Origin of the sequence: Amycolatopsis sp. CA-230715, assembly GCF_018736145.1 — a bacterium.
Taxonomy (GTDB): Bacteria; Actinomycetota; Actinomycetes; order Mycobacteriales; family Pseudonocardiaceae; genus Amycolatopsis.
The window spans coordinates 4893811-4916387 of the sequence record NZ_CP059997.1 but is presented as its reverse complement, the minus strand read 5'-3'; the positions used below and the strand labels follow the sequence as shown (position 1 = coordinate 4916387).

General features: G+C 70.2%; 21 protein-coding genes and 3 tRNA genes. 14 read left to right on the top strand and 10 right to left on the bottom strand.

The annotated features are described in order from the left end of the window. Positions 1 to 27: 27 nt before the first annotated feature. The 4 genes from HUW46_RS23640 (at position 28) to HUW46_RS23625 (ending at position 5900) form a co-directional block, all read left to right on the top strand. Entirely contained in the window at positions 28 to 1419 is a 1392-nt protein-coding gene (locus tag HUW46_RS23640) for a hypothetical protein (protein WP_215549350.1), read from the top strand. Next, a complete protein-coding gene (locus HUW46_RS23635) occupies positions 1419 to 2393 on the top strand; it encodes a glutamate ABC transporter substrate-binding protein (RefSeq protein ID WP_215549349.1) in 975 nt (324 codons plus the stop codon). The genes HUW46_RS23640 and HUW46_RS23635 overlap by 1 nt, the downstream gene beginning before the upstream one ends. Positions 2394 to 2645: 252 nt before the next feature. After that, complete coding sequence (locus HUW46_RS23630; RefSeq protein ID WP_254126490.1) at positions 2646 to 3047, top strand: PASTA domain-containing protein; 402 nt, start codon at positions 2646 to 2648, stop codon at positions 3045 to 3047. An 81-nt stretch (positions 3048 to 3128) separates the two neighbouring features. Beyond that, entirely contained in the window at positions 3129 to 5900 is a 2772-nt protein-coding gene (locus HUW46_RS23625; RefSeq protein WP_215549348.1) for a serine/threonine-protein kinase, read from the top strand. 13 nt (positions 5901 to 5913) lie between these two features. On the opposite strand, the gene HUW46_RS23620 is transcribed toward HUW46_RS23625, so the two are convergent. Together HUW46_RS23620 and HUW46_RS23615 are read right to left on the bottom strand one after the other, a co-directional pair. Then, on the bottom strand, positions 5914 to 6471 hold the full coding sequence (locus HUW46_RS23620; RefSeq protein ID WP_215549347.1) for a PaaI family thioesterase: 558 nt from the start codon (positions 6469 to 6471) through the stop codon (positions 5914 to 5916). 20 nt (positions 6472 to 6491) lie between these two features. Continuing rightward, positions 6492 to 7877, bottom strand: a complete 1386-nt coding sequence (locus tag HUW46_RS23615; protein ID WP_215549346.1) for an MFS transporter — start codon at positions 7875 to 7877, stop codon at positions 6492 to 6494. 365 nt (positions 7878 to 8242) lie between these two features. Here HUW46_RS23615 and HUW46_RS23610 point away from each other — a divergent pair, with 365 nt between their 5' ends. After that, positions 8243 to 8548 carry a hypothetical protein gene (locus HUW46_RS23610; protein ID WP_215549345.1) on the top strand — a complete coding sequence of 102 codons (306 nt, stop codon included), beginning with the start codon at positions 8243 to 8245 and terminating at the stop codon, positions 8546 to 8548. Between the two features lie 37 nt (positions 8549 to 8585). Here HUW46_RS23610 and HUW46_RS23605 read toward each other — a convergent pair whose 3' ends face one another. The 4 genes from HUW46_RS23605 to HUW46_RS23590 all read right to left on the bottom strand — a co-directional run bounded on the left by HUW46_RS23605 (position 8586) and on the right by HUW46_RS23590 (position 11327). Next, positions 8586 to 9062: a hypothetical protein gene (locus HUW46_RS23605; protein ID WP_215549344.1), complete on the bottom strand. Its 477-nt coding sequence runs from the start codon at positions 9060 to 9062 to the stop codon at positions 8586 to 8588. Next, on the bottom strand, positions 9062 to 9619 hold the full coding sequence (locus HUW46_RS23600; RefSeq protein ID WP_215549343.1) for a SigE family RNA polymerase sigma factor: 558 nt from the start codon (positions 9617 to 9619) through the stop codon (positions 9062 to 9064). The genes HUW46_RS23605 and HUW46_RS23600 overlap by 1 nt, the downstream gene beginning before the upstream one ends. Positions 9620 to 9623: 4 nt before the next feature. Next, positions 9624 to 9935, bottom strand: coding sequence for a hypothetical protein (locus HUW46_RS23595; protein WP_215549342.1), 312 nt, complete (start codon positions 9933 to 9935; stop codon positions 9624 to 9626). A 174-nt stretch (positions 9936 to 10109) separates the two neighbouring features. After that, complete coding sequence (locus HUW46_RS23590) at positions 10110 to 11327, bottom strand: L,D-transpeptidase (RefSeq protein WP_215550058.1); 1218 nt, start codon at positions 11325 to 11327, stop codon at positions 10110 to 10112. Positions 11328 to 11772: 445 nt separating this feature from the next. Between HUW46_RS23590 and HUW46_RS23585 the strand changes: the two genes are divergently transcribed. Then, positions 11773 to 11976, top strand: a complete 204-nt coding sequence (locus HUW46_RS23585; protein ID WP_027941311.1) for a cold-shock protein — start codon at positions 11773 to 11775, stop codon at positions 11974 to 11976. Positions 11977 to 12058: 82 nt separating this feature from the next. Here the strand turns inward: HUW46_RS23585 and HUW46_RS23580 are convergent, their stop codons facing one another. Beyond that, positions 12059 to 12511 carry a hypothetical protein gene (locus HUW46_RS23580; protein ID WP_215549341.1) on the bottom strand — a complete coding sequence of 151 codons (453 nt, stop codon included), beginning with the start codon at positions 12509 to 12511 and terminating at the stop codon, positions 12059 to 12061. A gap of 466 nt (positions 12512 to 12977) precedes the next feature. Here HUW46_RS23580 and HUW46_RS23575 point away from each other — a divergent pair, with 466 nt between their 5' ends. The 5 genes from HUW46_RS23575 (at position 12978) to HUW46_RS23555 (ending at position 15206) form a co-directional block, all read left to right on the top strand. Continuing rightward, a complete protein-coding gene (locus HUW46_RS23575; protein WP_215549340.1) occupies positions 12978 to 13217 on the top strand; it encodes a hypothetical protein in 240 nt (79 codons plus the stop codon). Between the two features lie 568 nt (positions 13218 to 13785). Next, positions 13786 to 13858: transfer RNA gene (locus tag HUW46_RS23570), tRNA-Glu, on the top strand. Between the two features lie 22 nt (positions 13859 to 13880). Continuing rightward, a tRNA-Asp gene (locus HUW46_RS23565) sits at positions 13881 to 13954 on the top strand. A gap of 175 nt (positions 13955 to 14129) precedes the next feature. Next, positions 14130 to 14203, top strand: a tRNA-Phe gene (locus HUW46_RS23560). 268 nt (positions 14204 to 14471) lie between these two features. Beyond that, positions 14472 to 15206 (top strand): SDR family oxidoreductase, encoded by a 735-nt coding sequence (locus tag HUW46_RS23555; RefSeq protein ID WP_215549339.1) that lies wholly within the window; start codon positions 14472 to 14474, stop codon positions 15204 to 15206. On the opposite strand, the gene HUW46_RS23550 is transcribed toward HUW46_RS23555, so the two are convergent. Next, a complete protein-coding gene (locus HUW46_RS23550; protein ID WP_215549338.1) occupies positions 15163 to 15747 on the bottom strand; it encodes a TetR/AcrR family transcriptional regulator in 585 nt (194 codons plus the stop codon). The two genes, HUW46_RS23555 and HUW46_RS23550, sit on opposite strands and share 44 nt — an antisense overlap. Before the next feature lie 54 nt (positions 15748 to 15801). On the opposite strand from HUW46_RS23550, the gene HUW46_RS23545 reads away from it, so the two are divergent. The 3 genes from HUW46_RS23545 to HUW46_RS23535 all read left to right on the top strand — a co-directional run bounded on the left by HUW46_RS23545 (position 15802) and on the right by HUW46_RS23535 (position 19032). After that, positions 15802 to 17103, top strand: a complete 1302-nt coding sequence (locus HUW46_RS23545) for a glycoside hydrolase family 1 protein (RefSeq protein ID WP_254126487.1) — start codon at positions 15802 to 15804, stop codon at positions 17101 to 17103. A 33-nt stretch (positions 17104 to 17136) separates the two neighbouring features. Then, positions 17137 to 18099 carry a zinc-binding dehydrogenase gene (locus HUW46_RS23540; RefSeq protein WP_215549337.1) on the top strand — a complete coding sequence of 321 codons (963 nt, stop codon included), beginning with the start codon at positions 17137 to 17139 and terminating at the stop codon, positions 18097 to 18099. Positions 18100 to 18336: 237 nt separating this feature from the next. Beyond that, the gene (locus tag HUW46_RS23535; RefSeq protein ID WP_215549336.1) at positions 18337 to 19032 is read left to right on the top strand and encodes a class I SAM-dependent DNA methyltransferase; all 696 of its coding nucleotides are present in this window, start codon (positions 18337 to 18339) and stop codon (positions 19030 to 19032) included. Here the strand turns inward: HUW46_RS23535 and HUW46_RS23530 are convergent. Both HUW46_RS23530 and HUW46_RS23525 read right to left on the bottom strand, forming a co-directional pair. Further along, positions 19029 to 20756, bottom strand: a complete 1728-nt coding sequence (locus HUW46_RS23530; RefSeq protein WP_215549335.1) for an ABC transporter ATP-binding protein — start codon at positions 20754 to 20756, stop codon at positions 19029 to 19031. The two genes, HUW46_RS23535 and HUW46_RS23530, sit on opposite strands and share 4 nt — an antisense overlap. Next, positions 20753 to 22420: an ABC transporter ATP-binding protein gene (locus HUW46_RS23525; protein ID WP_215549334.1), complete on the bottom strand. Its 1668-nt coding sequence runs from the start codon at positions 22418 to 22420 to the stop codon at positions 20753 to 20755. The genes HUW46_RS23530 and HUW46_RS23525 overlap by 4 nt, the downstream gene beginning before the upstream one ends. Between the last annotated feature and the right edge of the window lie 157 nt (positions 22421 to 22577).

Sequence of the window (22577 nt, the reverse complement as noted above, 5' to 3'; positions counted from 1 at the left end):
AGTGACTTCGGGGTGGAGGACTGTGCGATGACGAGCACCGCGACGCGGACGGGCCCGCCCGGCGGGACGGAATCGCCGCCGGACGGCTCGCGATCGGGCTTCGCCGGGCTGCTCGACCTCCCCGCGGCCGCGGTGCGGGGCGTCGTGCGCTCGGCCGCGACGACGCCGGGACGGCTGTCGGTGTTCGCGATCGGGCTGGTGCTGCTGTCGCTGCTGACGGGGCTGGTCGGGACCATCGTGATCGGCGACCGCAAGGACACCATCAACGATCTGATCGACCACCGCGAACCACTCGCCGCCGCGTCGCAGCAGGTGTACCGGTCGCTGTCGGACGCGGACGCGACGGCGGCGAGCGCGTTCCTGTCGATCGGCACCGAGCCGCCGGAGCTCCGCCAGCGCTACGACACCGACATCGCGCAGGCCGGTGCCGCGCTCGCGAAGGCGGCGTCGGATTCGGCCGGGGTCGAAGAAGCCGCCGCGCAGGTGGCCGTCCTGAGCCAGCAGCTCCCTGTCTACACCGGCGTCGTCGAGACGGCGCGCTCGAACAACCGGCTCGGCTACCCCGCCGGTGGCGCCTATCTGCGCGAGGCGTCGGAGCTGATGCGCTCGAAGATCCTGCCCGCCGCGCAAGAGCTTTACCGCATCGACACCGACCGGCTCGCCGAGGAGCAGGACGACGCGACCGCGGTGCCGTGGTTCACCACGCTGCTGGTGCTCGCGCTCATCGCGGCGCTCGTGGTCACGCAGGTCCACCTCACGCGCCGCACCAACCGCGTGCTGAACATCGGGCTCGTCGTCGCGACCGGCGCGGTCGTGCTGGCGCTGCTGTGGGGCGCGGTCGCGGTCGTCGTGCAGGGCGTGCTCGTCGGCAACGGCGCCGACGACGGCTCGAAGCAGGTGGACCAGCTGGTGCGCGCCAGGATCGCGGCGCTGCAGGCGCGGACCGACGAGACGCTGACGCTCGTCGCGCGCGGCGAAGGCGGCGCGTACGAAAAGGACTTCAAGGTACTGGCGAGCAACCTGGCCAAGACCGACGGCACGGGCGGGCTGCTCGGCGAAGCCAAGGATATGACGGCGGGGCAGGATTCCGCGGCACACGTGGAAGCGGCGATCAAGGACGCGCAGGCGTGGTTCGCCGCGCACGGCGAGGTCCGCAAGCGCGACGACACCGGCGACTACAACGGCGCGGTGACGCTCGCGATCGATCCGAAGGCCGAGGGGAGCGCGGCGGCCGCGTTCACCCGCCTCGACGGCAACCTGGTGGCGGCGATCGACGTCGGCAGGCAGGCTTTCCTGGATTCCACGCGGGGCGCTGACCGCGCGCTCACCCTGCTCGCACCGGGTTTCGCGGTGCTGGCCGTGGTCGCGGCGGCCGGGGTCACGATGGGCATCCGCGAGCGGCTGAGGGAGTACCGCTGATGAGGATTCGAGGCACCAGGGTCACCTTCGCCGCGCTGGCGACCGGCATCGCGCTCGTCGCGGCGGGCTGCGGGAGCGCGGGGAAGCCGATCGAGCCCGCCCCCGTCGGCGCTGTCGGCAGGCCGCTGCCCGCGAACGCCGAAGTGCCCGCGAAATCCGCGGGCGGCGGCGGTGCGGCCGACGCGAGCTGCGACACGCGCAGCACAGCGCCCACCGGCACCTCGGTCACCTCCGGCTCCACCATGGCGAAGATCAAGTCGCGCGGGCAGCTCATCGCCGGGGTGGACCAGACCACTTACCTGTTCGGCTTCCGCAACCCGACGACCGGTGAGCTCGAAGGCTTCGACATCGACATGGTCAAGCAGATCGCGAAGGCGATCTTCGGCACCGACCAGGGCACCATCCGGTACCGCGCGATCCCGTCCTCGCAACGGATCCCGGTGCTCAAGAACCACGAAGTCGACGTCGTGGTGCGGACCATGAGCATCACCTGCGACCGGTTGAAGGACATCAACTTCTCGTCGAAGTACTACGTCGCGGGGCAGCGGGTGCTGGTGAACAAGAACTCGCCCGCGAAGAAGCTCGGCGATCTCGGCGGGAAGAATGTGTGCGCGACGAAGTCGTCGACCTCGCTGCCGCGGATCGCCGCCGAACCGGCGAAACCGGTGCCGGTCGCGGTGGACAACTGGTCGGACTGCCTGGTGATGCTGCAGCAGGGCCAGGTCGACGCGGTGTCCACCGATGACGTGATCCTCGCCGGGATGGCCGCGCAGGACCCGACGCTGCAGGTCGTCGGCGACCGGTTCAGCACCGAGAACTACGGCATCGGCATCCCGAAGGACCAGACCGACATGGTCGGGTTCGTGAACTCGGTGCTCGACACCGTGCGCGCGGGGCTGTGGCGGGAGAGCTACAACTCGTGGCTCACCGGCAAGCTCCCGCCCGCGGACCCGCCTGCGGGCGAATACAAGTGACCGACCCGGAAACCTTTACAGCACAAGGGAAAACCTCGAGCTGACTTCCGACGCGCATGCCCCGAAAGTGGCTTTTGCGGCATCTACGTCCCCGAAAGCCGCTTTCGGGGACGTAGATGCCGCGCCCTCGTGGTGGCCATCCGGGGACGAACGTCGCCGAATCACGCACTTGGCGTAACGCTTCGGCCGCTTTCCGCGAGAAACCACCGTCCGGTCGATTCGCCGGGCGCCGGAGAGCTGAGGGCAGGCACCGTGAACAGAACGCACGTCCGAGCGACCGCCGGGGCGGTGGCCGTGCTCGCCGTCGCGGGCGCGTGCACGGCGCGGACCCCGGCGCCGCCGCAGGCGGAAGTGACCGTGACGCTGGCGGGCCCGCCGAGCACCCGCAACGTGGCGCGGTCCTCCGCGGCGCCGGTGTCGAAACCGCTGCTCATCGAGGTTCCGGACGTCGCGGGAATGAACCACCAGCAGGCGCAGGACACCATGCAGGCGGCCGGGTTGCACAACCTCCGCCAGGTCGACGGCAAGGGCCTCGGCAGGCCGCTGACCGCCGCCCGCGACTGGGTGCAGGTCGGCCAGGACCCGCCCGCGGGCGCGCAGGTCGCCCCGGACATCACGATCACGCTGACCGCGACGATGTACAGCGACCGCTGACCAGCGCCCGCGCCGACCCGCGCCGCCCGCGTCACCTCTAGGATCGCAGGGGTCACCCGCGGCGAGCTGGAGGAGGTAGCCGTGTCGGAGGAGTCGCGCCGTGCCCGTCACCGGGCGCCCGACGAGGATCCGGACGAGGCGACGGGCGAGTTCGCGCCGGTCGACCGGGCCTCCACCGGCGATCTTTCCGATGGCCCCGGCACCGGGTGGACCCGCTCGCCCGAGGTGCTGGGCACCCCGCCCGCCGCGGACCCGCCGACGGTCATCCGGCCCGCCGTGCCGCCGCCCGCGGCCACACAACATCAGCCGCCGCCCACCGGAAGCCAGCCGCCCGCGGCTACGCAGCACCAACCGCCGCCGACCGGAAGCCAGTCGCATCCGCCGACCGGAGGGCACCCGCATCCGCCCACCGGCAACCGGCCGCACCCGCCGACGGGCAACCAGCCCCACCCGCCCGCGGCCGCCGGGAACCAGCCGCGCCAGGCACCGCCGGGGTTTCGCCAGCAGCCGTGGCAACCCCCGCAACCCACCAGCGTGCTCTCCGCGCCGACACCGGAAACGCAGAGCATCCAGCCGCCCACCCCGCTCGTCAACGCGAGCCCCGACGTGCCGTTGCCCGATCCCGGCACGGAAAGCGTGCTGCCGGAGCGGTCGAGCGACGGCAGGCACACCGGAACCGGCTCCGGCCACGGAACGGGCCGCGGCAGCAGCGGCACCGGTCACGGCACGGGTTCGGGCACCGGCTCCGGCGCGTTCCCCGGCACCGGGCGCCGGACGTCGTCGCGCACCTCGCGGCGCGGCAGGCTCGGCGCCGGGCTCGTCGACGTCCCGCAGGTGCCCTACCGCGACCCCGCGTCCGCGGTGCTCGAAAACCCGGTGGTGTCCGAGGAAAAACGCTTCTGCGGCAAGTGCAGCGCCAAGGTCGGCCGTACCGCGGACGGCAAACCCGGCTCGCCGGAAGGCATCTGCGAGAACTGCGGGACGGCGTTCTCGTTCGTGCCGAAGCTCCAGCCTGGCGAACTCGTCGGCGGCCAGTACGAAGTGCTCGGCGCGCTCGCGTACGGCGGTCTCGGCTGGATCTACCTCGCGCAGGACCACAACGTCAGCGACCGCTGGGTCGTCCTCAAAGGACTGATCGACTCCGGTGACGAAACCGCGCTGGCGGCCGCGGCGAACGAGGAGCGCTTCCTCGCCGAGGTCGAGCACCCGAACATCGTCAAGATCCACAACTTCGTCCAGCACGAGGACCCGAAGAGCGGCAGCTCGGTCGGCTACATCGTGATGGAGTACGTCGGCGGCCAGTCGCTGCGCCAGCTCGCGCTCGCCCACCATCGGGCCACCGGGCGCGCGGAGCCGCTGCCGATCGGCCAGGTGATCGCGTACGGGCTGGAGATCCTGCCCGCGCTCGGCTACCTGCACAGCCAGCAGCTGCTGTACTGCGATCTCAAGCCGGACAACGTGATCCAGACGCACGAGCAGCTCAAGCTGATCGACCTCGGCGCCGTGCGCCGCATGGACGACTACGAAAGCCCGCTGTTCTTCACCACCGGGTACAGCGCGCCCGAGCTCGCGAAACGCGGCGCGTCGGTGGCGTCGGACCTCTACACCGTCGGGCGCACGCTCGCGGTGCTGAGCTTCGAATTCTCGGGCTACACCAGCAAGTACAAGACCACGCTCCCCGGTCCCGAGGACGTGCCGCTGTTCGCGCTCTTCGGTTCGTACTACCGGTTCCTCAAGCGCGCGACGCACGCGGACCCCGACCGCAGGTTCATCTCGGCCGAGGACATGGGCGACCAGCTCACCGGTGTGCTGCGCGAGATCATGGCGCTGGGCACCGGAAAACCGCGACCCGGATCGTCCACTGTGTACGGTCCGGAGACGAACACCTTCGGCGTGGACATGGTGGTGCCCGAGCAGGGGCAGAGCGTGCCACTGCCGGACGCGGGCGAGGTCGTCGCCGGGCTGCCGATCCCGCAGGCCGACACCGGCGACGCGGCCGCGGGTGTGCTCGCCACCGTCGTCTCCGCCGATCCGCGCACCGCGATCGAAGCGCTCGCGGGCGCACCGAGGGAATCGATCGAGGTCCGCCTCCGGATCGTGCGCGCGCGGATCGAACTCGGCGAACTGACCGAGGCGAACCGGCAGCTGCAGGCCGCGCAGTACCTCGCCATCAAGGCGGGCTTCCCGCACGACTGGCGGATCGACTGGTACCGCGGGCTGATCGAGCTGGCCGGCGGACGCCCGCGCGTCGCGCACGTCGCCTTCGAGACCGTCTACGACGACCTCCCCGGTGAGATCGCGCCGAAGCTCGCGCTCGCGGTGAGCGCCGAGGGCATCGGCGACTACTTCGGCGCCGCGCGGTTCTACGAACTGGTCTGGCGCACCGACCATTCGTACGTGAGCGCCGCCTTCGGCCTCGCCCGCGTCTACCTCGCGCAGGGCGCGCGGGCGGGTGCGATCGAGGTGCTGGAATCGGTGCCGAAGTCCTCGACGCACTACACCGCCGCGCAGGTGGCCGCGATCAAGATCAAGACGCGTACCGGCCAGGACGCGAACGCGGTGTCCGAAGCCGATCTCGTGGACGCCTCGGGCAGGCTCGAACGGCTCACGCTCGACGCGGAGCGGCGCACGCGCCTGTCCGCCGAGGTGCTCGAAGCCGCGCACGACTGGGTCGGCAAGGCGGGCTCGGAACCGCGCCAGGGCAAGGTGCTCGGCTGCGCACTGTCCGAACGCGACCTCCGCTTCGGGCTGGAACGCTGCTACCGCACCCTGGCCAGGCTCGCGGGCACCGTGGAGCAGCGCGTCGAACTCGTCGACAAGGCGAACGCCATCCGCCCGCGCACCCTGACCTGACCGGCAGCGCGGCTCAGGGGTTCACGCGGTTCGAGTCGCGCATCTTCTTCCAGGCGTCGACGTCGCCGTGCTTGGTGAAGTGCTCGAACTCGACGACGACGAACAGCGCCCGCGCGCGCACCGCGACCGGGCCGTCCTCGGCGTCGAGCCTGCCTTCCGCGCTGACGTAGATCTTGCGGCCGGCCATGCCGTCGAGCGTCGCGGTGATGAACAGCGTCGATCCCACCGGCACCGGTCGCCGGAAATCGGTCTCCAGGCGCCCCGTCACGGCGGGCAGGCGCAGGAGGTTTCCGGCCACCGAGCCGAGTGCCTCGTCGAACGCGCAGGCCAGCAGCCCGCCGTGGGCGAGACCCGGCGCACCCTGGTGCGCTTCGGTGACGGTGAACTGCGACTTGACCGACAGGCCGTCGCCGACCGTCGACTCCATGTGCAGGCCGCCGTCCTGCTGGTCACCGCAGCCGAAGCACTCCGAGAAGTGCACGCCGAGCTTCGTGCCTGGTCCCGGCGCGTCCGGGTGCGCGGCCACCGGTTCGGCACCCTCCGGCGGCCACGCCTCGCCTGAGTTCGTCATCCCGCAACGGTAACCGGCGCTCAGCCGGTGACCGGGACCGCCTTGGCCTGCCTGCGCCGCGCGATCCGCGAATTCACGATGCCGCGCAACGAGACGCCCGCGGTTTCGGGCAGCAGCAGCACCGGCACCGCGGCCACCGCGGCGGCGGCCATCAGGTAGTACGCGGGCCACAGCGTGTTGCCAGTGCCGTCGACGAGGCTGCTCACGATGTACGGCGCGGTCCCGCCGAACGCGGCGGTGGAAACGCTGTAGCCGATGGAAAAACCGCCGTAGCGTTCCTGTGTCGGGAACATCGCGGGCAGCGTCGAAGCCACCACGGACAGGATCATCACGAGCGGCACGGCGATCATCACGACACCGAGCGTCAGCTGCAGCGCGTTCTTGTCGTCACCGGAAGCGCGCATCAGGCTGAACGCGGGGATCGGCAGCGCGAGGAACGACACCACGCACGTGATCAGGATGGGCTTGCGGCCGATCCGGTCGGACAGGCTGCCCATCGGCACGATCAGCAGCAGCACGCCGACCATGGTGGCGAGCATGATCAGCAGCGGGGTGTTGCCGCCGAACCCGACCACGTCCTTCAGGTAGGTCTCCATGTACGTGATCACCATGTAGTCGGCGATGTTGAGCAGCACCACGATCCCGACCAGGTGCAGGATCGACGACCAGTGCTTCGTCAGCAACGTCTTCAGCGGCGCCTTCTCGACCTTCTGCTTCTTCGCCAACTCGACGAACAGCGGGGTGTCTTCGAGCTTGGTCCGCAGGTAGAGCCCGACCAGGCCGAGCGGCCCCGCGATCAGGAACGGCAGGCGCCAGCCCCAGTCGAGCATGGCCGCCTCTCCGAAAAGGACGGTGAAGAGCGTGACGAAACCCGCGCCCATCGCGAACCCGAGCACGGTGCCGAATTCGAGCCAGCTCCCCCAGAAGCCGCGTTTGCGGTCCGGCGCGTACTCGGCGATGAATGTCGCCGCGCCGCCGTACTCACCACCGGCCGAAAATCCCTGGATGGCCCGCAACAGCACCAAAATCACCGCGGCCGCGGGCCCGATCGTGGCGTAGGAGGGCAGCAGTCCGATGAGGAACGTGGTGCCGGACATCAGCATGATCGTCAGCGCCAGCACCTTCTGGCGGCCGATCCGGTCGCCGAGCGGGCCGAACACGAAACTGCCGAACGGCCGCACCACGAAGGTGATGGCGAGTACCGCGAACGTCGCCAGCGCCCCTTCGGACGTGCTGGCCGCGTTGAAGAACACCTGCCCGAGGATCGCGGGCATGAAGCCGAAGACCCCGAAGTCGTACCACTCGATGCAGTTGCCCATCGCGGATCCCGCGACGGCCCGCCTGATCTGCTCGGGTGGCGCCTCCTTCGGCGCTTCCGCCTCCCCGAGCACCGCTTCTTCGGCCATCGCCGCCCTCCCAGTCCCGTGCGCACACAATGCCGGTGCTTCTCGTCCGTCCCTGCCTGTGCAGTGCCTCGACCGTAGGGGAACTGTCTGTTTTGTCCAGTCCGACGACCGCTTCTACCCCTTGCCGTTCACTCGAATGGGTTACATTACCGCTGGTCAACGCCCGGGTCGGAAAATTTCAACTTTTTGATCTCGACCAGCGCGAACGCCGTGGCGGGATGTCACACTGCGGCACTTGGTTACCTGATCATGCCCCTGACGGGGCGTCGCGCGGCCTCGGCTGTCGACAACGCGTAACCAAATCGAGGTGGTTTTGTCGCGCCGGTCCGGGCAAGATGGTGCGGCTGGACGAGGAGGAGGCGGGCGTGGAGAAGGCGACGGCCGAAGACGAATACGACACCGCGCTGCCCGGACTCGCCGAGGCGGTGACGCTGCTGAGCGAGGTCACCCAGCGGATGACCCCGGTGTCCCCGACGCTCGACGCCGTGCTGCGCGGCGACGTCGCGATGAACGCGGCCACGCTGGAGATCGTGCGGCAGGCGAAGCGCTCGATCGCGGCCGCGCCGGAGGCCAAGGCAGCGAGCACCGAAGAGCGGTTGCGCGCGGCGCGGCACCACTACCGGCCCGTCGAAGACGGGGAGCTGGCGGAGCCCCGCCAATCGGATTCCTGACCGGCAGCGCAGTCCACAACAGACTGTCCGTTGTGGACTACCTACCCGTCGGGCTCGGGCGCGACGGCGGTGGCATCCCCGTCGACGGCAACGTTGCCGCGGGTGGTGCGGGCGGCTGTTCCGCGCTCGGTGTCGAGGTCCGTGACGGGCTTCGCCGTTCCGGTGTCGGCGAGCTTCGCTGCCGTTCCGTCTGCGATGGAGCCACCTTCGGCATCGGCGCGGTCGGTACCGAGGTCGGCGCCGGCTCGATCTTGGGAGGCGGCGCCGTGACGGACGGCGTGGCGACGTTCGGGCCCGCTGGCTGCACCGGAGCGGGCGCGCGCGAGGGCACCAGCAGCGCGACCGCCGCGATGGCGCCCGCGGTGGCCACCGACGTGGCGGCGACCGCGAATCCCTTGCGCCGCCGCCGGATCCGGCCGCCGCGGCCGATGATCTCCTCGGCGGAGAACCCCATCGGCGGGCCTTCGGCCGCCCCGGTGGCGCCGAGCAGTTCTTTCAGGTCCTCGTCGGGCATCAGGTCACCTCCCTTCCCGTCCCGGACAGCACTCCGCTGAAATACGGCCCCAGCCGCTTGCGCAGGGTGTCGAGCCCCCGCGCGCTTTGACTCTTCACGGTCCCCGTGGAACATCCGAGCGCCGCCGCGGTTTCTTCGACGCTCAGGTCGTTCCAATACCGCAGCACCAGCACGGCCCGCTGTTTCGGCGGGACCGAGCCGAGCGCGTGCAGCACCAGCATCCGTTGCTCGGTACCGGAATCGCCGTCACCGGGCAGTTCCGGCGGCACGTCCGTGAGCCGTTCGCGGCGGCGCCACGGCCGCCGGTGCTCGGCGAGGAACGTGCGGAGCACGACCTTGCGCGCGTAGGCGTCGAGCATGTCGCGGTGCGACAGGCGCGGCCACGCCAGGTACAGCTTGAGCAGGGATTGCTGGGTGATGTCCTCCGCGTGGTGCCAATCGCCGCACAACAGGTAGGCGGTGGCGCGAAGGGCGTGCGCGCGCTCGCCGAAGTACCGGGCGAACTCGCCGTCCCACGGCGAGCCCCGCCCGGTACCCGGGAGCTGCTGGTCGGTCACCAGGTCAGTTGCCGCCGAGGATGGCAGGCAGGTGCAGGTCGCCGGTCGGGCCCGCGGGCACCTTGCCCGGTACCGCGGTCGGACGCCGCTGGCTCGGGGTGGCCGCGGGGGCCTTCGTCGGCGCCTGGCGCGTGACGGTCGGCTCGCCCCTCGGCGGCGCAGGCGCGGGCGCGGGCGCGCTCGGCTGCCGCGAGGCGGTGGGCGCGGGTGCCTGCGGGGTGTCCGTGGTGCTCGCGCTCGCCACGGCCGCCGTTCCGGCCGCGATGCCGCCAGCCAGCAGCAGCGCGCCGGCCCACAAGGTGATTCGAGTGCGCAAGGGGTCTCCTAGGTCCGTGGCACCGCCACCGTTCGGCGGCGCCTCTGCCGTTAGACATGCGCGCGGGTTCGAAGCGGGTTGCATCGATCTTCACGAGTTTTCTCCCGCCCCTCCCGGAAAACACGAACGGCCAGGAAGCCGCGCTGGCTTCCTGGCCGTCCTCCGTGCTCGTGCTCAGCTGTTGGCCGCGGACTTCTTGGACCAGTCCTCCCAGGAGTAGGTCCAGTCCGAGTAGTCGCCGTCCTTCGCGGACAGCTGCTGGGTGCTGCCCTCGATCTCCACCGGGTCACCGGGGAGCACGCCGTCGAAGTACTCCTTCGCGTTCTTCGGCGACAGGTTCAGGCACCCGTGCGAGATGTTCTTCTTGCCCTGCGCCCAGATCGACGCGGCGAGGCCGTGGATGAACTCGCCGTTGTTGGAGATCCGGACCGCCCACGGCACGTTGACGTCGGTGTAGTTGTAGCGCGGGTTGCTCATCGAGTACGTCGGGTGCTTGGACATCACGACGTGGGTCCCGCTGTGCGTGACGCGGCCGGGATCGGAGTCGAGCCCGTAGCTCACCGGGTAGTCCGCGATCTGCTGGCCGTCCCTGATCACCTGCATGCGGTGAGACTGCGTGTTCCCCTTGACGATCTGCGAGCGGCCGATCTTGAACGACGCCGCGACGTCCTGCTTGCCGTACACGCCTTCGCCGATCTTCACGCCGTAGAGCTTGGCGTTGACCTTCACCTCGGTGCCCGGCTTGAAGTACTCCTTCGGCCGCCAGTGCACGGAGGTGTCGCCGTCGAGCCACGCCCACGAGCCCTCCGCCTTCGGCGTGGTCTCCACCGAAAGCGCCTTCTCGACCGCGGCCTTGTCGGACACCTTGCTGCCGAAGGTGAGCGCGATCGGCATCGCGATGCCGTACTCCTGGTTGTCGCCGACGTTGAGCGAGCCCTGCATCTGGCGCTTCGGCACCACCGTGGTGAACGCCCCGGAAAGCTGCGCTGGCTTGCCGTCGGCGCCGACCGCGGTACCCGCCCAGGTGTAGGTCTTGCCGTAGCCGAGCGGCTCGGTGGTGGCCCAGCTCTTCTTGTCCGGCGCGGGCTGGCCGCCGACCTGCTTGCCGTCCTGGTTGGTGAGCGTGACCGACTGGATCGTGCCGTCCGCGACGGTGACCTTCACCGGTTCGCCCGGCGCCACGTTCTGCGCGCCCGCCGCGGGCATCGCGGTGATCTTCGCGGCCGCGGCGGGAGTGCCCGTCCCGCCGCCCGCGTGCTGGTCCTGGTTCGCGGCCGGCGCCGCTTCCGGCGCGCTCGAACCGCTTGAACAGGCGCTCATGCCGATCGCGATGCTCAGCCCGAGGCCGAGGAATGCGGTGGCCGCCCGCCGACGGCGCCTGCTGTCGTTCATTGTCACCCGTCTGCCCCTTTACTCCCCTTGTCCCCTCAGAATGACGCCCGGCCATGCCCGGAAGTTGACCAGATGAAACGTGACAAAGGTCACGATCGACGGGGGCCGGGATCGCCGTTCGGGCGCCCACCGCACAGGCGGTGCGGCGCCGTCAAGAGCGTAGCGGGTGGGTCCGACAGGACCTCGGGACGGCATACAACGTTTCGGTGACCGGCGTCCGGCCATCAGGGGGAACGGTGGTTTCTGTGGGGTTCAGATTTCGCCAGATCCCGGTAAGCTTCGTGCCAGGCCGTCGTTTTGCGTGTTCGTGGCTTCACACTCGCGGAACTTCTGACGCGAGCCAGGGAGCCGACCCGCTCTTTGCTCGACTCGTTGGAACCGCCCGGGACGGCCCGGCGTTCGCCACGGCGGTCGCCGATGCGGATCTGTAACGAGGAGTAAAGCGGTGGCGCAAGGCACTGTGAAGTGGTTCAACGCCGAGAAGGGCTTCGGCTTCATCGCCCAGGACGGCGGCGAGGGCGACGTGTTCGTGCACTACTCGGAGATCGACGGTCGCGGATTCCGCACCCTCGAAGAGAACCAGCGCGTGGAGTTCGAGGTCGGTCAGGGCCAGAAGGGGCCGCAGGCCCAGAAGGTCCGCGTCATCTGACTTTCCCGCGCGGACAAAACCAAGCTCGTGGCACGGGCCCGGCGCTGCAGCGCCGGGCCCGTTTCATGTATTGGGAATTCGGTCAGAGCCGACCCGCGACCGGCTGCTCCGGCCACGCGTGACCGAAGTGGTACTCGTCGGTGAAGTCGTCGTCCATGGCTGGCGCGGCTGGCGCGGCGGGCTGGGCCTGACGGCGCTGCTGCGAGGCGGCCTGGCCCTCCCACGACAGGCGCTCCAGGATCCACTCCTGCGCGAGCGCCTGCGGCGACGTGCCGCGCTCGTGGGCGATGTCCTTGAGCTGTTCGCTGGCGATGAGGTTCATCCGCAGCTGGTAGACCTGCGCCTCGCCGAAGCGCTTGCCGGTGCCGGTGCTCTCCGGGTCGGAGTCGGGCGCCAGCGCGGCGAGGTAGCTGGTGAGTTCATGGTCTTCGACAGCGGTCTCCGCTTCCCTCGCGGCGGAGTTCCGGTGCTTGCCCGGATTCACGGCCTTGAGGTTCGTGCGGGTGCTGAAACGTCCAAGTGAGGGAAGAGGCACCAGGACACGATAACGGTTCGGTCTCGAGCACCAAGCGTCTGTGGCGTGAGACACACGGCGTGTCGCGAAAACTCGCGCGCCGCTAGGCCGTACGGCTGATTACCGCCTACCAGACCCACATGCCCACTAACGCAGAGCGACAGTGTGGATGGTTCGAAATTCCGGCCCCGGACATGGAGAGGCCCCCGCGCCAGGGGGAGGAACGCGGGGGCCGGAGGGGATCTCCACAGGCGCTGACCGGGGGTGTGTCAGCACGATGATTGTTACACGAGTTCGGCGGAACGGCGAGTGGTCGTGACAAAAATTCCGACAGAGGTGTCACGTTCTCGTTGCCGTCGGTTCATCCCACCGCCGCCGCCTTCCATACCCTGCGTGTCCACAGGTTCACTCTGCGGGGGGCTGTGTGGGGCCTCGCGCGCTCAGTAGCCTCGCGGCCAAAGTTGTTGTTGAGCCGTACGGAGGAGCGATGAGCGGGTCTGTGGAAGTGCGGCAGTTCCTCCTGCGGCACGAAGGCGGCGACATGAGCGGCGGCGTGCCCGCCCAGCGGAGCGGCAGTAGCGACAGCCAGCGCGTGTCGGACGATCAAGTGCGCAGGGCGCGCCTGGCGGTGGCCAGGGGCGCCAACGGCGTGGAGGACTGTTCGCAGCTGCTCGACATGCTGGGCCTGAACCCGGACGACGACGGGCAGGCCCCTGTCCAGCGCTGAGCGGTGAACGTGCACGTGGGGACGGGTGCACCCCCTGGTCGCACCCGTCCCCACGCACGGAAAAACATACTGAGGCCGACCGCCCTGGGCAAACATCTATCCCGCGTGACCTTCAGTACGTCGGAAGTTCTTTCGCCGATCGAGGTTGGCGAAAACCCACAGTAACACCGTTTTGCTTGATCGTTGTCCACCCTCCCCGCGTGCCTCCCAGTTCCCGCGCGGAGTCGATCTTCCCCAGCCCGAGCCGCATTCCCCGTCGTTCGCGACGCCTCGACCGACGCCGTCCGCCTCGCAAGCCCTCGAACGGCGCCAGGCAAGCGAGTACCTGTCCGCTCACAGCGCGCGACCACCCGTTCGGCCGCACCCGCACGCCCCGCCCGCCCACCCGTTCGCGAGCTATTCATTCGACAGCACGCCACCCCGATGACATCATCGACGCAGCTCAAGGACCCGAGATCGGCTTAGGCCACCCCGGTTTCGCAGGGCGATCACGGCGTGCCGTATGCTTGGCTTCGCTCCCAGGGGGACCTGAGAGCACGGTCGGTCGGTTCGCCGAAAAACCGACCGGGCTCCCATCGTCCAGCGGCCTAGGACTCCGCCCTTTCAAGGCGGCAACGCGGGTTCGAATCCCGTTGGGAGTACGCAGTACAGTTACAACAGCAAGGCCCTGTGGCGCAGTTGGTTAGCGCGTCGCCCTGTCACGGCGAAGGTCGCGGGTTCGAGTCCCGTCAGGGTCGCTCGTTTTGGCGTAGTCGTGTCCGCTTGACACCGGACCACCAGCACTCGCCGAAACCCCCGGGGGGCCGAGCCCCCCGGACCCCCACGGTGCGAGCTCCTTGCGTTCCGACGTGGTCCGGTCATCGGCAACCAGCACCGGATCTCGTGGTTACCTCCGAGTCTTCCGCTGGGAACGGCCAGGTAGCTCAGTTGGTACGAGCGTCCGCCTGAAAAGCGGAAGGTCGCCGGTTCGATCCCGGCCCTGGCCACTTCCGAATTGTGTTCGGTGGCGCTGCGCGCCACCTTCCCCGTGTCTTGTCTCGTAGTGGGGGCCGAGCCCCCACACCCCCACGGTGCCAGCTCCTCGCCTTGACGAGCGCTGGGCACGTTTGCATTGGACCAGCAGTAGGCACGCGTTTCGGTCCCTGCGCCGACTTTCTCGATTTCTTCGTGGGTGTGTCGAGGACGTGGTCGTTGCTCCGACTTGGTGATGAGGCTCGCCCGGTGTGGGTGGGCACTGGCTGCTGGGAGTCGGACATGGGGACATTGGCTGGCAAGACGGCCTTGGTTACGGGTGGGTCGCGTGGGATCGGGCGAGCGGTTGTGCTGCGGTTGGTGAGCGAAGGGGCGAAGGTCTTGTTCACCTTCGCGGGCAATCAGACAGCGGCTGACGAAGTGGTCGCCGCGGGCGGCGGAGAAGCCATCGCGGTCCAAGCCCACCAAGGGAAACTCGCTGATATCGAACGTCTCTTCGCCGCGGTCGACGAACGGCTCGGCGGGCTCGACATCCTGGTGAACAACGCCGCCGCGAATCCGATGGGCGGCATCGCCGACGCCACGGAAGCCGACTTCGACGAAGTCATCGCGATCAACACCAAGGGCCCGTTCTTCATCCTGCAGGCCGCGGTGAAGCGGCTGCGGGACGGCGGGCGGATCGTGAACCTCTCGTCGTCGGGATCGACGCCCGGTCTGTCCCTGTACTTCGCGAGCAAAGCCGCGCTGGACGCGATCACCGCGGTGGCAGCACGGGAACTCGGCAGCCGCGGCATCACCGTCAACGGCGTTTCACCCGGCGCGACCGAGACCGACATGATGCGCGCCGCCGCGGGGGATCACCTCGAGCAGGCCGTCGAGTACGTGACCGCGCAAACCGCGTTGGGACGGCTCGGACAACCCGAGGACATCGCCGACGTGGTCGCGTTCCTCGCTGGGCCGGATTCGCGGTGGATCACCGGCCAGAACCTGCGCGTCTCGGGCGGCCTCGCGGGCTGAGCATCGCGGCTAGTGCGGCGGCGTATCGGGCGGGGTCGACGCCGCCGGGCGGGGTGCCGAAGAACTCGCCGGTGAGGAAGTAGCCGACGGTCGCGCACAGCATGATCGTCGCGGCCGCGGCCGGATCCTCGTGCGAGCCGACTGGGAAGAGATCGCTGGTGATCCCCGCCAGGCCGCCGTCCACGAGCACTTCGCCGACCCGCTCGACGAGATGCGGCATGGTGGCGCGTTCGCGGATCAGGATCTCGATCAGCGAGCGGACTTCGCGCAGGAATTCCAGATCGCTTTCGAGCCTGCGTTCGAGCGGTGCGTCGGCGCGCGGTTCGCGCTCGGGCCGGATCGTGCGCAGGCGCGTCAGCTCGCGCTCGATCGCGGCGTCGAACACGGCGCGCTTCGACGGGAAGTGCCGGTGGAAGCTGCCCGTGCCGCCAGCCAGCCCAACGCGCCGTTCGATCGAGCTGATGGTGGTGCCGTCGAAACCGCGCTCGGCGAACTGCTTCAGCGCCTCGTCCAGGATGCGTTCGCGAGTCTCTCCCGACATGGATGCAAGGCTACCCTTGCGCGCTGCAAGGATACCCTTGCATACTCGGGAGCCATGGCGAGGCGATGGAAGTCGGCCGCGATCGCGATCGCGGTGCTCACCGCGGCGGCACAGGCACCCGTGGCCGCGGCATCGGTGCCGATTCCGCGGATGCCTCCCGGGTTCCACTGGGGCGTGTCGACGGCGGGCTTCCAGGCTGAGGGCTCGCCGCCCGACAGCAATTGGCGGCGCTACGTCGACGGTCGCGCGGACTCGGTGAAGGATCCCTACGCGAACGCCGTCGACTTCCGCCACCGCTACGCGGAGGACATCGCGCTGGCCAAGTCGATGGGCGTCACGACGTTCCGCATGAGCGTCGAATGGCCGCGGATCGAACCCCGGCCCGGCGCGCTCGACCAGGACGCGCTCGCGTACTACGACGACGTCGTGCGGGAGATCAAGGCCGCGGGCATGACACCCATGATCACCCTGACGCACTTCACCCATCCCGGCTGGATCGCCGACCGCGGCGGCTGGACGAACCCTGGCACGGTCGAGAGCTGGCTCGCGTTCACCGACCTGGTCGTGCGGCGGTATGCCGGGCTGGGCGTTCTGTGGGTCACCTTCAACGAACCGACGGTGTACCGGACCTTCGAGGAACGCAACGGGAAGCTGGGCGTGTTCCAGTCCGGTGCCATGATGGACAACCTGGTCGCCGCGCACCGCCGCGGTTACGACCTGATCCACCGGCTCGACCCCGGCGCGATGGTCACCAGCAACCTCGCGGTCAAACCGCCGCCGCTGCAATGGTTCGACGATTCGTCCTTTGTGGACAAAGTGAGGGGCAAGCTGGACTTCGTCGGCATCGACTACTACTACGGCGCGAGCCTCGACAACCTCAGCGTGATCCATGCGGCGAAGGACGAGTTCTGGAAGGTCGCCCCGCAACCGGACGGGATCTACTACGCGTTGCGCACCTATCAGCGGAAGTTCCCCGGCCTGCCGCTTTACGTCGTGGAGAACGGGATGCCGTCCGACGACGGGAAACCGCGCGCCGACGGCTACACCCGGTCCGATCACCTGCGCGACCACCTCTACTGGGTGCAGCGCGCGCTCGCCGACGGTGTGCGCGTGATCGGGTACAACTACTGGAGCATCACCGACAACTACGAATGGGGCAGCTACCGGTCCCGGTTCGGACTGTACACAGTGGACGCGCTGACCGATCCGGCGCTGACGCGACGCCCGACCGACGCGGTGGCCACCTACCGGGCCGCGATCGCCGCGAACGGGGTGCCAGGCGGCTACCTCCCGAAACGCAGGCCTGCCTGGTGCGCGTTCGCCGATCTCCGCACCTGCTTCGGCCGCTTGCCTTGACTTCAACCATGGTTCAAGTTCCAGACTGTCCGTATGAGAGCGATAACGGCGACCCGATTCGGCGCCCCCGACGTACTGGAACTCGTCGAACTGCCGACCCCGGAGCCGAAAGCGGGCGAATTCCGGATCGACGTCGAAGCGGCGGGCGTCGGCTGGCTGGACGCGCTGATCCGGTCAGGGCACGGCCCTGACGTCTTCGAAGTCGAGCCGCCGTACGTACCGGGCGGGGCGGTCGCGGGCACGGTGACCGCGGTCGGCGCGGAGGTGCCCGATGGCTGGGCGGGCGCGCGGGTGATCGCGCGAGCGGGCAGCGGGTACGGCGGCGGGTACGCGGACACCGCGATTTCCGCGCCCGACGCGGCGTTCCGCGTGCCGGACGGCCTGGACCCGCGCACCGCGCTGGCGGTCATGGACGACGGCAGCACCGCGGTCGCGCTGCTGGAGTGGACGCCGGTGCGCAGCGGGGATCGGGTGCTGGTGGCGCCCGGTGCCGGTGGGCTCGGCAACCTGCTGGTGCAGCTGGCGCTCGCGGCGGGAGCGAAGGTCGTCGCCGGAGTGCGGGGGCCGGAGAAGGCCGCGATCGCGCGGGATCTCGGCGCCGAGGCGGTCGACTACGCGGAGCCGGGCTGGCCTGACCGGGTGCGGCAGCTCACCGGGGGCTTGGACGTGGCGTTCGACGGGCTCGGCGGTGCGGTCGGCGCGGCGGCGGTGGACCTTCTCGTCGACGGCGGGCGGTTCTCCGGTTACGGGATGACGAGCGGGGCCGAAGCGGTGATCGGCGAGGCGGACCGGCAGCGGCTGACCGTGCTGGACATGGGGCAGCTGCCGGAGTTCTGGGCGGACAACGCGCGCCGCGTGCAACTGGTGCTCGCCGAAGCCGCGGCGGGCAGGCTGCGCCCGGTCATCGGCCGGACCTACCCGCTGGCGGAAGCGGCCGCGGCGCACGAAGACATCGAAGCGCGGCGCTTCGTCGGCAAAAGCCTGCTGCTGCCCTGAACCCTCGCGACGTCCGCATGCCCGTGAACCGCATTACCTAGTTCATTCCCCCGCCGCTCCCAGGGGGGGCTGCCCCAGCCCAGTCTACCGGGGAGTGGGGAGCGGCGGGGGTGTGAAGGCGAGTTGTCCACAGGGGGCGCCGAGTGTGGACAACTTTGCGGCAGAGGCGCGGGAATGAGGTACGAGCGGCGGAAAACTCGGTCGGCAGGGGCGGAGGTGGTGGTCATAATCGGGGGTATGCGCTTCGACGACTTCGATCAGCGGGGGTATCCCGAGGTGGACGTCCGCACCGGGTACGGCGCGTGGGCGGCGACCTACGACGGGTCCGTGCTCGACGCCATGGACATCGCGCTCCTTGAGCAGCTGAAAGAGCCTGTGTGGTCCACAGTGGACCTTGCGGCGGACCTCGGCTGCGGGACGGGGCGTACGGGGGCTTGGCTCCGCGCCAACGGAGTGTCCACAGTGCACGGTGTGGACCTGACGCCGGAGATGCTCGAAGGGGCGGGCAGGCGCGGCGCGCACGCGAAGCTGGTCGAGGCGGACGTGACGGAGACCGGGTTGCCGTCGCGGAGCTACCAGCTCATCACGGCATCCTTGATCGACGAGCACCTCGACGATCTCGCGCCGCTTTACCGCGAGGCGGCGCGGCTCGCGGCGCCGGGCAGCGCGTTCGTCCTGGTCGCCTACCACCCGCAGTTCATGATGGTGTCCGGGATGCCGACCCACTTCACCAGCGCCGACGGCGAATCGGTGACCATCGCCACCAACCTGCACCTGGTCAGCGACCACGTCGGCGCCGCGCTCGCCGCGGGCTGGCGGCTCGCCGAGATGCGCGAGGGGCTCATCGACGACCACTGGGTGGCGGCGAAGCCAAAATGGGCGCGGTTCCGCGGCCAGCCGATTTCCGTCGCCTACGTCTGGCGCAACGACTAGGCGGACGAGGGCTTCGGCAGCGGGCCGGTCCACGCGTCCATCATCGCGCGGTAGCGGGGTGAGGATCCGAGCAGTTCGTCGTGCCTGCCGAGCAGGGTCGCGGCGCCGTCCATGACCAGCACCTGGTCGGCGCGCAGCGCGGAGGACAGCCGGTGCGCGATCACCACGAGCACCCCACCGCCCGCCGCGCACCGCTCGGCGAACGCCCGCTCCACCCCGCCCTCGGTCGCGGGGTCCACATGCGACATCGCCTCGTCGAGGATGACCACCGACGCCGGGCTCGCGTAGACCCTGGCCAGCGCGATCAGCTGCGCTTCCCCCGCCGAGAGCGCGCCGTGGCCGAGTTCCGCGCCCAGTCCGCCGAGGCGCTGGACCAGATCGTCCGCGCGCACCGCGCGGCACGCGGCAAGCAAGTCCTCATCGGACAGTCCGGTACCGAACAGCGCGAGGTTTTCCCGCACCGTACCGGCGAACACGTAGGACTCCTGCGGGCTCAGCGCGACCATCCGGTGCAGCGCGGCCGGGCGCACGACACCCACCGGCACCCCGCCGATCAGCACGCGGCCGCCCTGCGGGGACAGCAATCCGGTGAGCAGCCCGGCCAGTGTCGACTTCCCGATCCCGCTCGGGCCGACCACCGCGAGGTACTCGCCCGGCGAGAGATCGAGATCGAGGCCGCGCACCACCGGCTCGGCGTGCGCGCCCCAGCCGAAAGTGAGGTCCCGCACGGTGATCGTGCTGTTCGCCGGTTCCGCGCCGCCCTGCCGCGGCGTCGGCACGTCGCTCGTCTCGTCGAGCCTGCGCAACGCGACGAGCAGGCGCAGCACGACCGTGCTCGCGGTCGCGGCGAGCCCGTGCAACGCGGGCTGCAGGGTGTTCGCCAGGTAGACGAGCGCGCCGAGCGCGGCGCCCGCGGTCATCGAGCCCGCCGCGACCATGCCTGGGGCCGCGGCCAGCACCAGCAGCAGCGGCACGAACCCGCCGACCGCGATCGTCAGCGTCCGCAACGCCGACGCCCTCGCCAGCCGCATCGCGGCCGACGCCTGCGCGCCGACCCGTTCGTAGAGCGCCATTCCCGCGATCGCCTCGCCACCGCACGCCACCACGTCCCGCATCCCGGCGAGCGCGGAGCCCGCGGTTTCGGCCAGCGCTTCGTCGGCGAGCGCGACCGCTCGCTGCCGCGTGGCGAGCGCGGGGAGCAGGAACCCGAACATCGTGATGGCCAGTACGACGGGGACGACCACGAGCCAGGCCAGCGAACCGGCGACGGTGAACAGCCCGGCGAGCGCGGCGGCCGTGGTCACGAGCATGCCGCGCGCCTGCACCAGCAGGCCCGCGGTCGCGTCGCGGACCACTTCGACGTGCTGGGTGATCCTGGCGACCCCGCTCGCGTCGGGCTGGTTGCGCGGCGGGTTCGCGTCGTGCAGCACACCCCGCACCACCGCGCGGACCAGTGCGTCCCGGATCGGCTCGACGATCGTCCCGAGCCGGTGCCACACCAGCCGCGAACCGAGCGCGCCGAGCACCGCGACCCCGGCGAACACCAGCAGCCACGCGACACCGATCCCCGCGCTGCCCACGCCGAAACCCTTGTCCACGGACAGTTCCACGAACCTGCCGGAGAAGAACGCCGGCGCGCCTTCGAGAATCGAGCACGCGAGCAGGGCGGCAGCGGCGCGCCACCTGCCCACCAGCGCGGCCCCGTACAACCGCTGGATGCTCATGGCTCCTCATCGGTGAAGATCGCGCGGTAGCCAGATTCAGCCCAAAGGGTGTCGTGGGGCCCGACAGCGCGCAGCCTGCCATGGTCCAGCCAGGCGACCATCCCGGCGCGCCGCGCGACCGCGACGCGGTGCGTCACCACGATCCTGGTCGTGCCCGGCATGGTGTCCGAAATGGACTTGTCCACAAGGGACTCGGTCACGGTGTCGAGGCTGGCTGTCGCGTCGTCGAGCACGAGCACGCGCGGGCCGCGGGCGAGCGCCCTCGCCAGGCCGACGCGCTGCGCTTCCCCGCCGGAGAGCGGGGTTTCGGTCAACGGCGTGCGGTAGCCGTCCGGCAGGCGGACGACGAGATCGTGCACCTGCGCGGTCCGGCAGGCGGCGCGCACCGCGGACGGTCCGGACCACGCGCCGTACCCGACGGCGTCGGACACGGTCTCCCCCAGCAGCGACGGTCGTTCGAAGGCGTACCCGAACGCGGCGCGCAGTTCCTCCGGGCGCACGCTCGCGATGGGCACGCCGTCGAGCAGGACTTCGCCTTCGTCCGGTTCGACGAGGCCGCCGAGCACCCCGGCGAGCGCGGACTTGCCCGCACCGGACCGGCCGACGACGGCGAGCGTGGTGCCCGCGAGCACGGTCAGGCCGACGTGCTCGAGCGCGCCGCGGAGGCCGACGTCGCGCAGTTCGATCGTGCCGGGGCCGGGCGGCAGCGGGCGCGTGCCCTGGTGCGGCACCGGGGAATCGAGCACCTCGGCCAGCCGCGTCGCGCCGGAGCGGGCCCTGCTGAGCGTGGTGAGCAGGGGGATCTGGTTGACCATGGTCATGCCGAGCGCGACGTAGCCGAGCGCCGCGAGCAGATCGCCGACGGTCAGCCTGCCGCCGAGCACCCCGAACCCGGCGGCGACGAGCACGGTCACCTCCACGGCGGGCAGCAGCAGCGCGGCGCGCCACACCATGCGCGCCTGCGTGCGCCACATGCCCCCGCCCGCGACGCCGAGGCGCGGCAGCGGTTCGAGCACGCGCGCGGCTTCGCGGTCGGCGGTGCCCGACGCCGCGATCGTCCGCAGCCCCGCGGTCGCGTCGAGCAGGCGAGCCGAGATCTCGCCCGAAACCTGTTGGTAGGTAAGCACATCATCGGCGGTGAGCCGCAGGTGGGAACGTGCGAGCAGGAGCGCGAGCGGCACGCTGCCCGCGAACACGAGCGCGAGGCGCCAGTCGAGCACCGCCAGCAAGGTGATCGCGCCGCACGAGATGACCGACGCGGACGCGAGCTGCACGAGGATCGACACCACGGTTCCCGCGGCGACCGCGTCTCCGGTGAGCCTGCTGATCGCGTCGCCGTGGACGAAACCCGATTTCGTGCCGAGCGCGAGGAAGTGCCGCGCGACCGTGCGCCGCAGCCACGCGGTCGCGGAGCTGGTGACGCGCACGGTGAGGATGCCGCCCGCGACGTCGGCGCCGATCTGGACGGCGCCGAGTGCGAGCAGCCACAGGATCGCGGGCCAGCTCCGGGAGCCCGCGATCGAGGCGTCGACGGCGGTGGCGAGCGCGGAGGGCAGCAGCAGCCCGGAGCCCGCGGCGAGCAGTGCGCTCAGCACGATGAACGGCATCCGCGCGCGTTCGAGCGAGGTCACCTCGCTCAGCAGCCGATCGCCCGGTGCGCGCATCTCATCCCTTTGGACTCGGTGTCCTGCCCGGCCGGGGTGGGACACAATGGAAAGCGCGGGAGCGGCGCACTTGGCCTGTGCCGCTCCCGCGCAGTCGTTACACCTGCTATCCCGGCTTTTCGTAAGCGGCGGAGCCGCTTGAGCGGGCCAGCAACTG

Bases quoted from the DNA above. Each gene is read 5' to 3' on its own strand.
- HUW46_RS23640 (WP_215549350.1), top strand. From the start codon at position 28: ATGACGAGCACCGCGACGCGGACGGGCCCGCCCGGCGGGACGGAATCG.
- HUW46_RS23635 (WP_215549349.1), top strand. From the start codon at position 1,419: ATGAGGATTCGAGGCACCAGGGTCACCTTCGCCGCGCTGGCGACCGGC.
- HUW46_RS23620 (WP_215549347.1), bottom strand. From the start codon at position 6,471: ATGACGAACTCAGGCGAGGCGTGGCCGCCGGAGGGTGCCGAACCGGTG.
- HUW46_RS23615 (WP_215549346.1), bottom strand. From the start codon at position 7,877: ATGGCCGAAGAAGCGGTGCTCGGGGAGGCGGAAGCGCCGAAGGAGGCG.
- HUW46_RS23605 (WP_215549344.1), bottom strand. From the start codon at position 9,062: ATGCCCGACGAGGACCTGAAAGAACTGCTCGGCGCCACCGGGGCGGCC.
- HUW46_RS23590 (WP_215550058.1), bottom strand. From the start codon at position 11,327: ATGAACGACAGCAGGCGCCGTCGGCGGGCGGCCACCGCATTCCTCGGC.
- HUW46_RS23575 (WP_215549340.1), top strand. From the start codon at position 12,978: ATGAGCGGGTCTGTGGAAGTGCGGCAGTTCCTCCTGCGGCACGAAGGC.
- HUW46_RS23555 (WP_215549339.1), top strand. From the start codon at position 14,472: ATGGGGACATTGGCTGGCAAGACGGCCTTGGTTACGGGTGGGTCGCGT.
- HUW46_RS23550 (WP_215549338.1), bottom strand. From the start codon at position 15,747: ATGTCGGGAGAGACTCGCGAACGCATCCTGGACGAGGCGCTGAAGCAG.
- HUW46_RS23545 (WP_254126487.1), top strand. From the start codon at position 15,802: ATGGCGAGGCGATGGAAGTCGGCCGCGATCGCGATCGCGGTGCTCACC.
- HUW46_RS23540 (WP_215549337.1), top strand. From the start codon at position 17,137: ATGAGAGCGATAACGGCGACCCGATTCGGCGCCCCCGACGTACTGGAA.
- HUW46_RS23535 (WP_215549336.1), top strand. From the start codon at position 18,337: ATGCGCTTCGACGACTTCGATCAGCGGGGGTATCCCGAGGTGGACGTC.
- HUW46_RS23530 (WP_215549335.1), bottom strand. From the start codon at position 20,756: ATGAGCATCCAGCGGTTGTACGGGGCCGCGCTGGTGGGCAGGTGGCGC.
- HUW46_RS23525 (WP_215549334.1), bottom strand. From the start codon at position 22,420: ATGCGCGCACCGGGCGATCGGCTGCTGAGCGAGGTGACCTCGCTCGAA.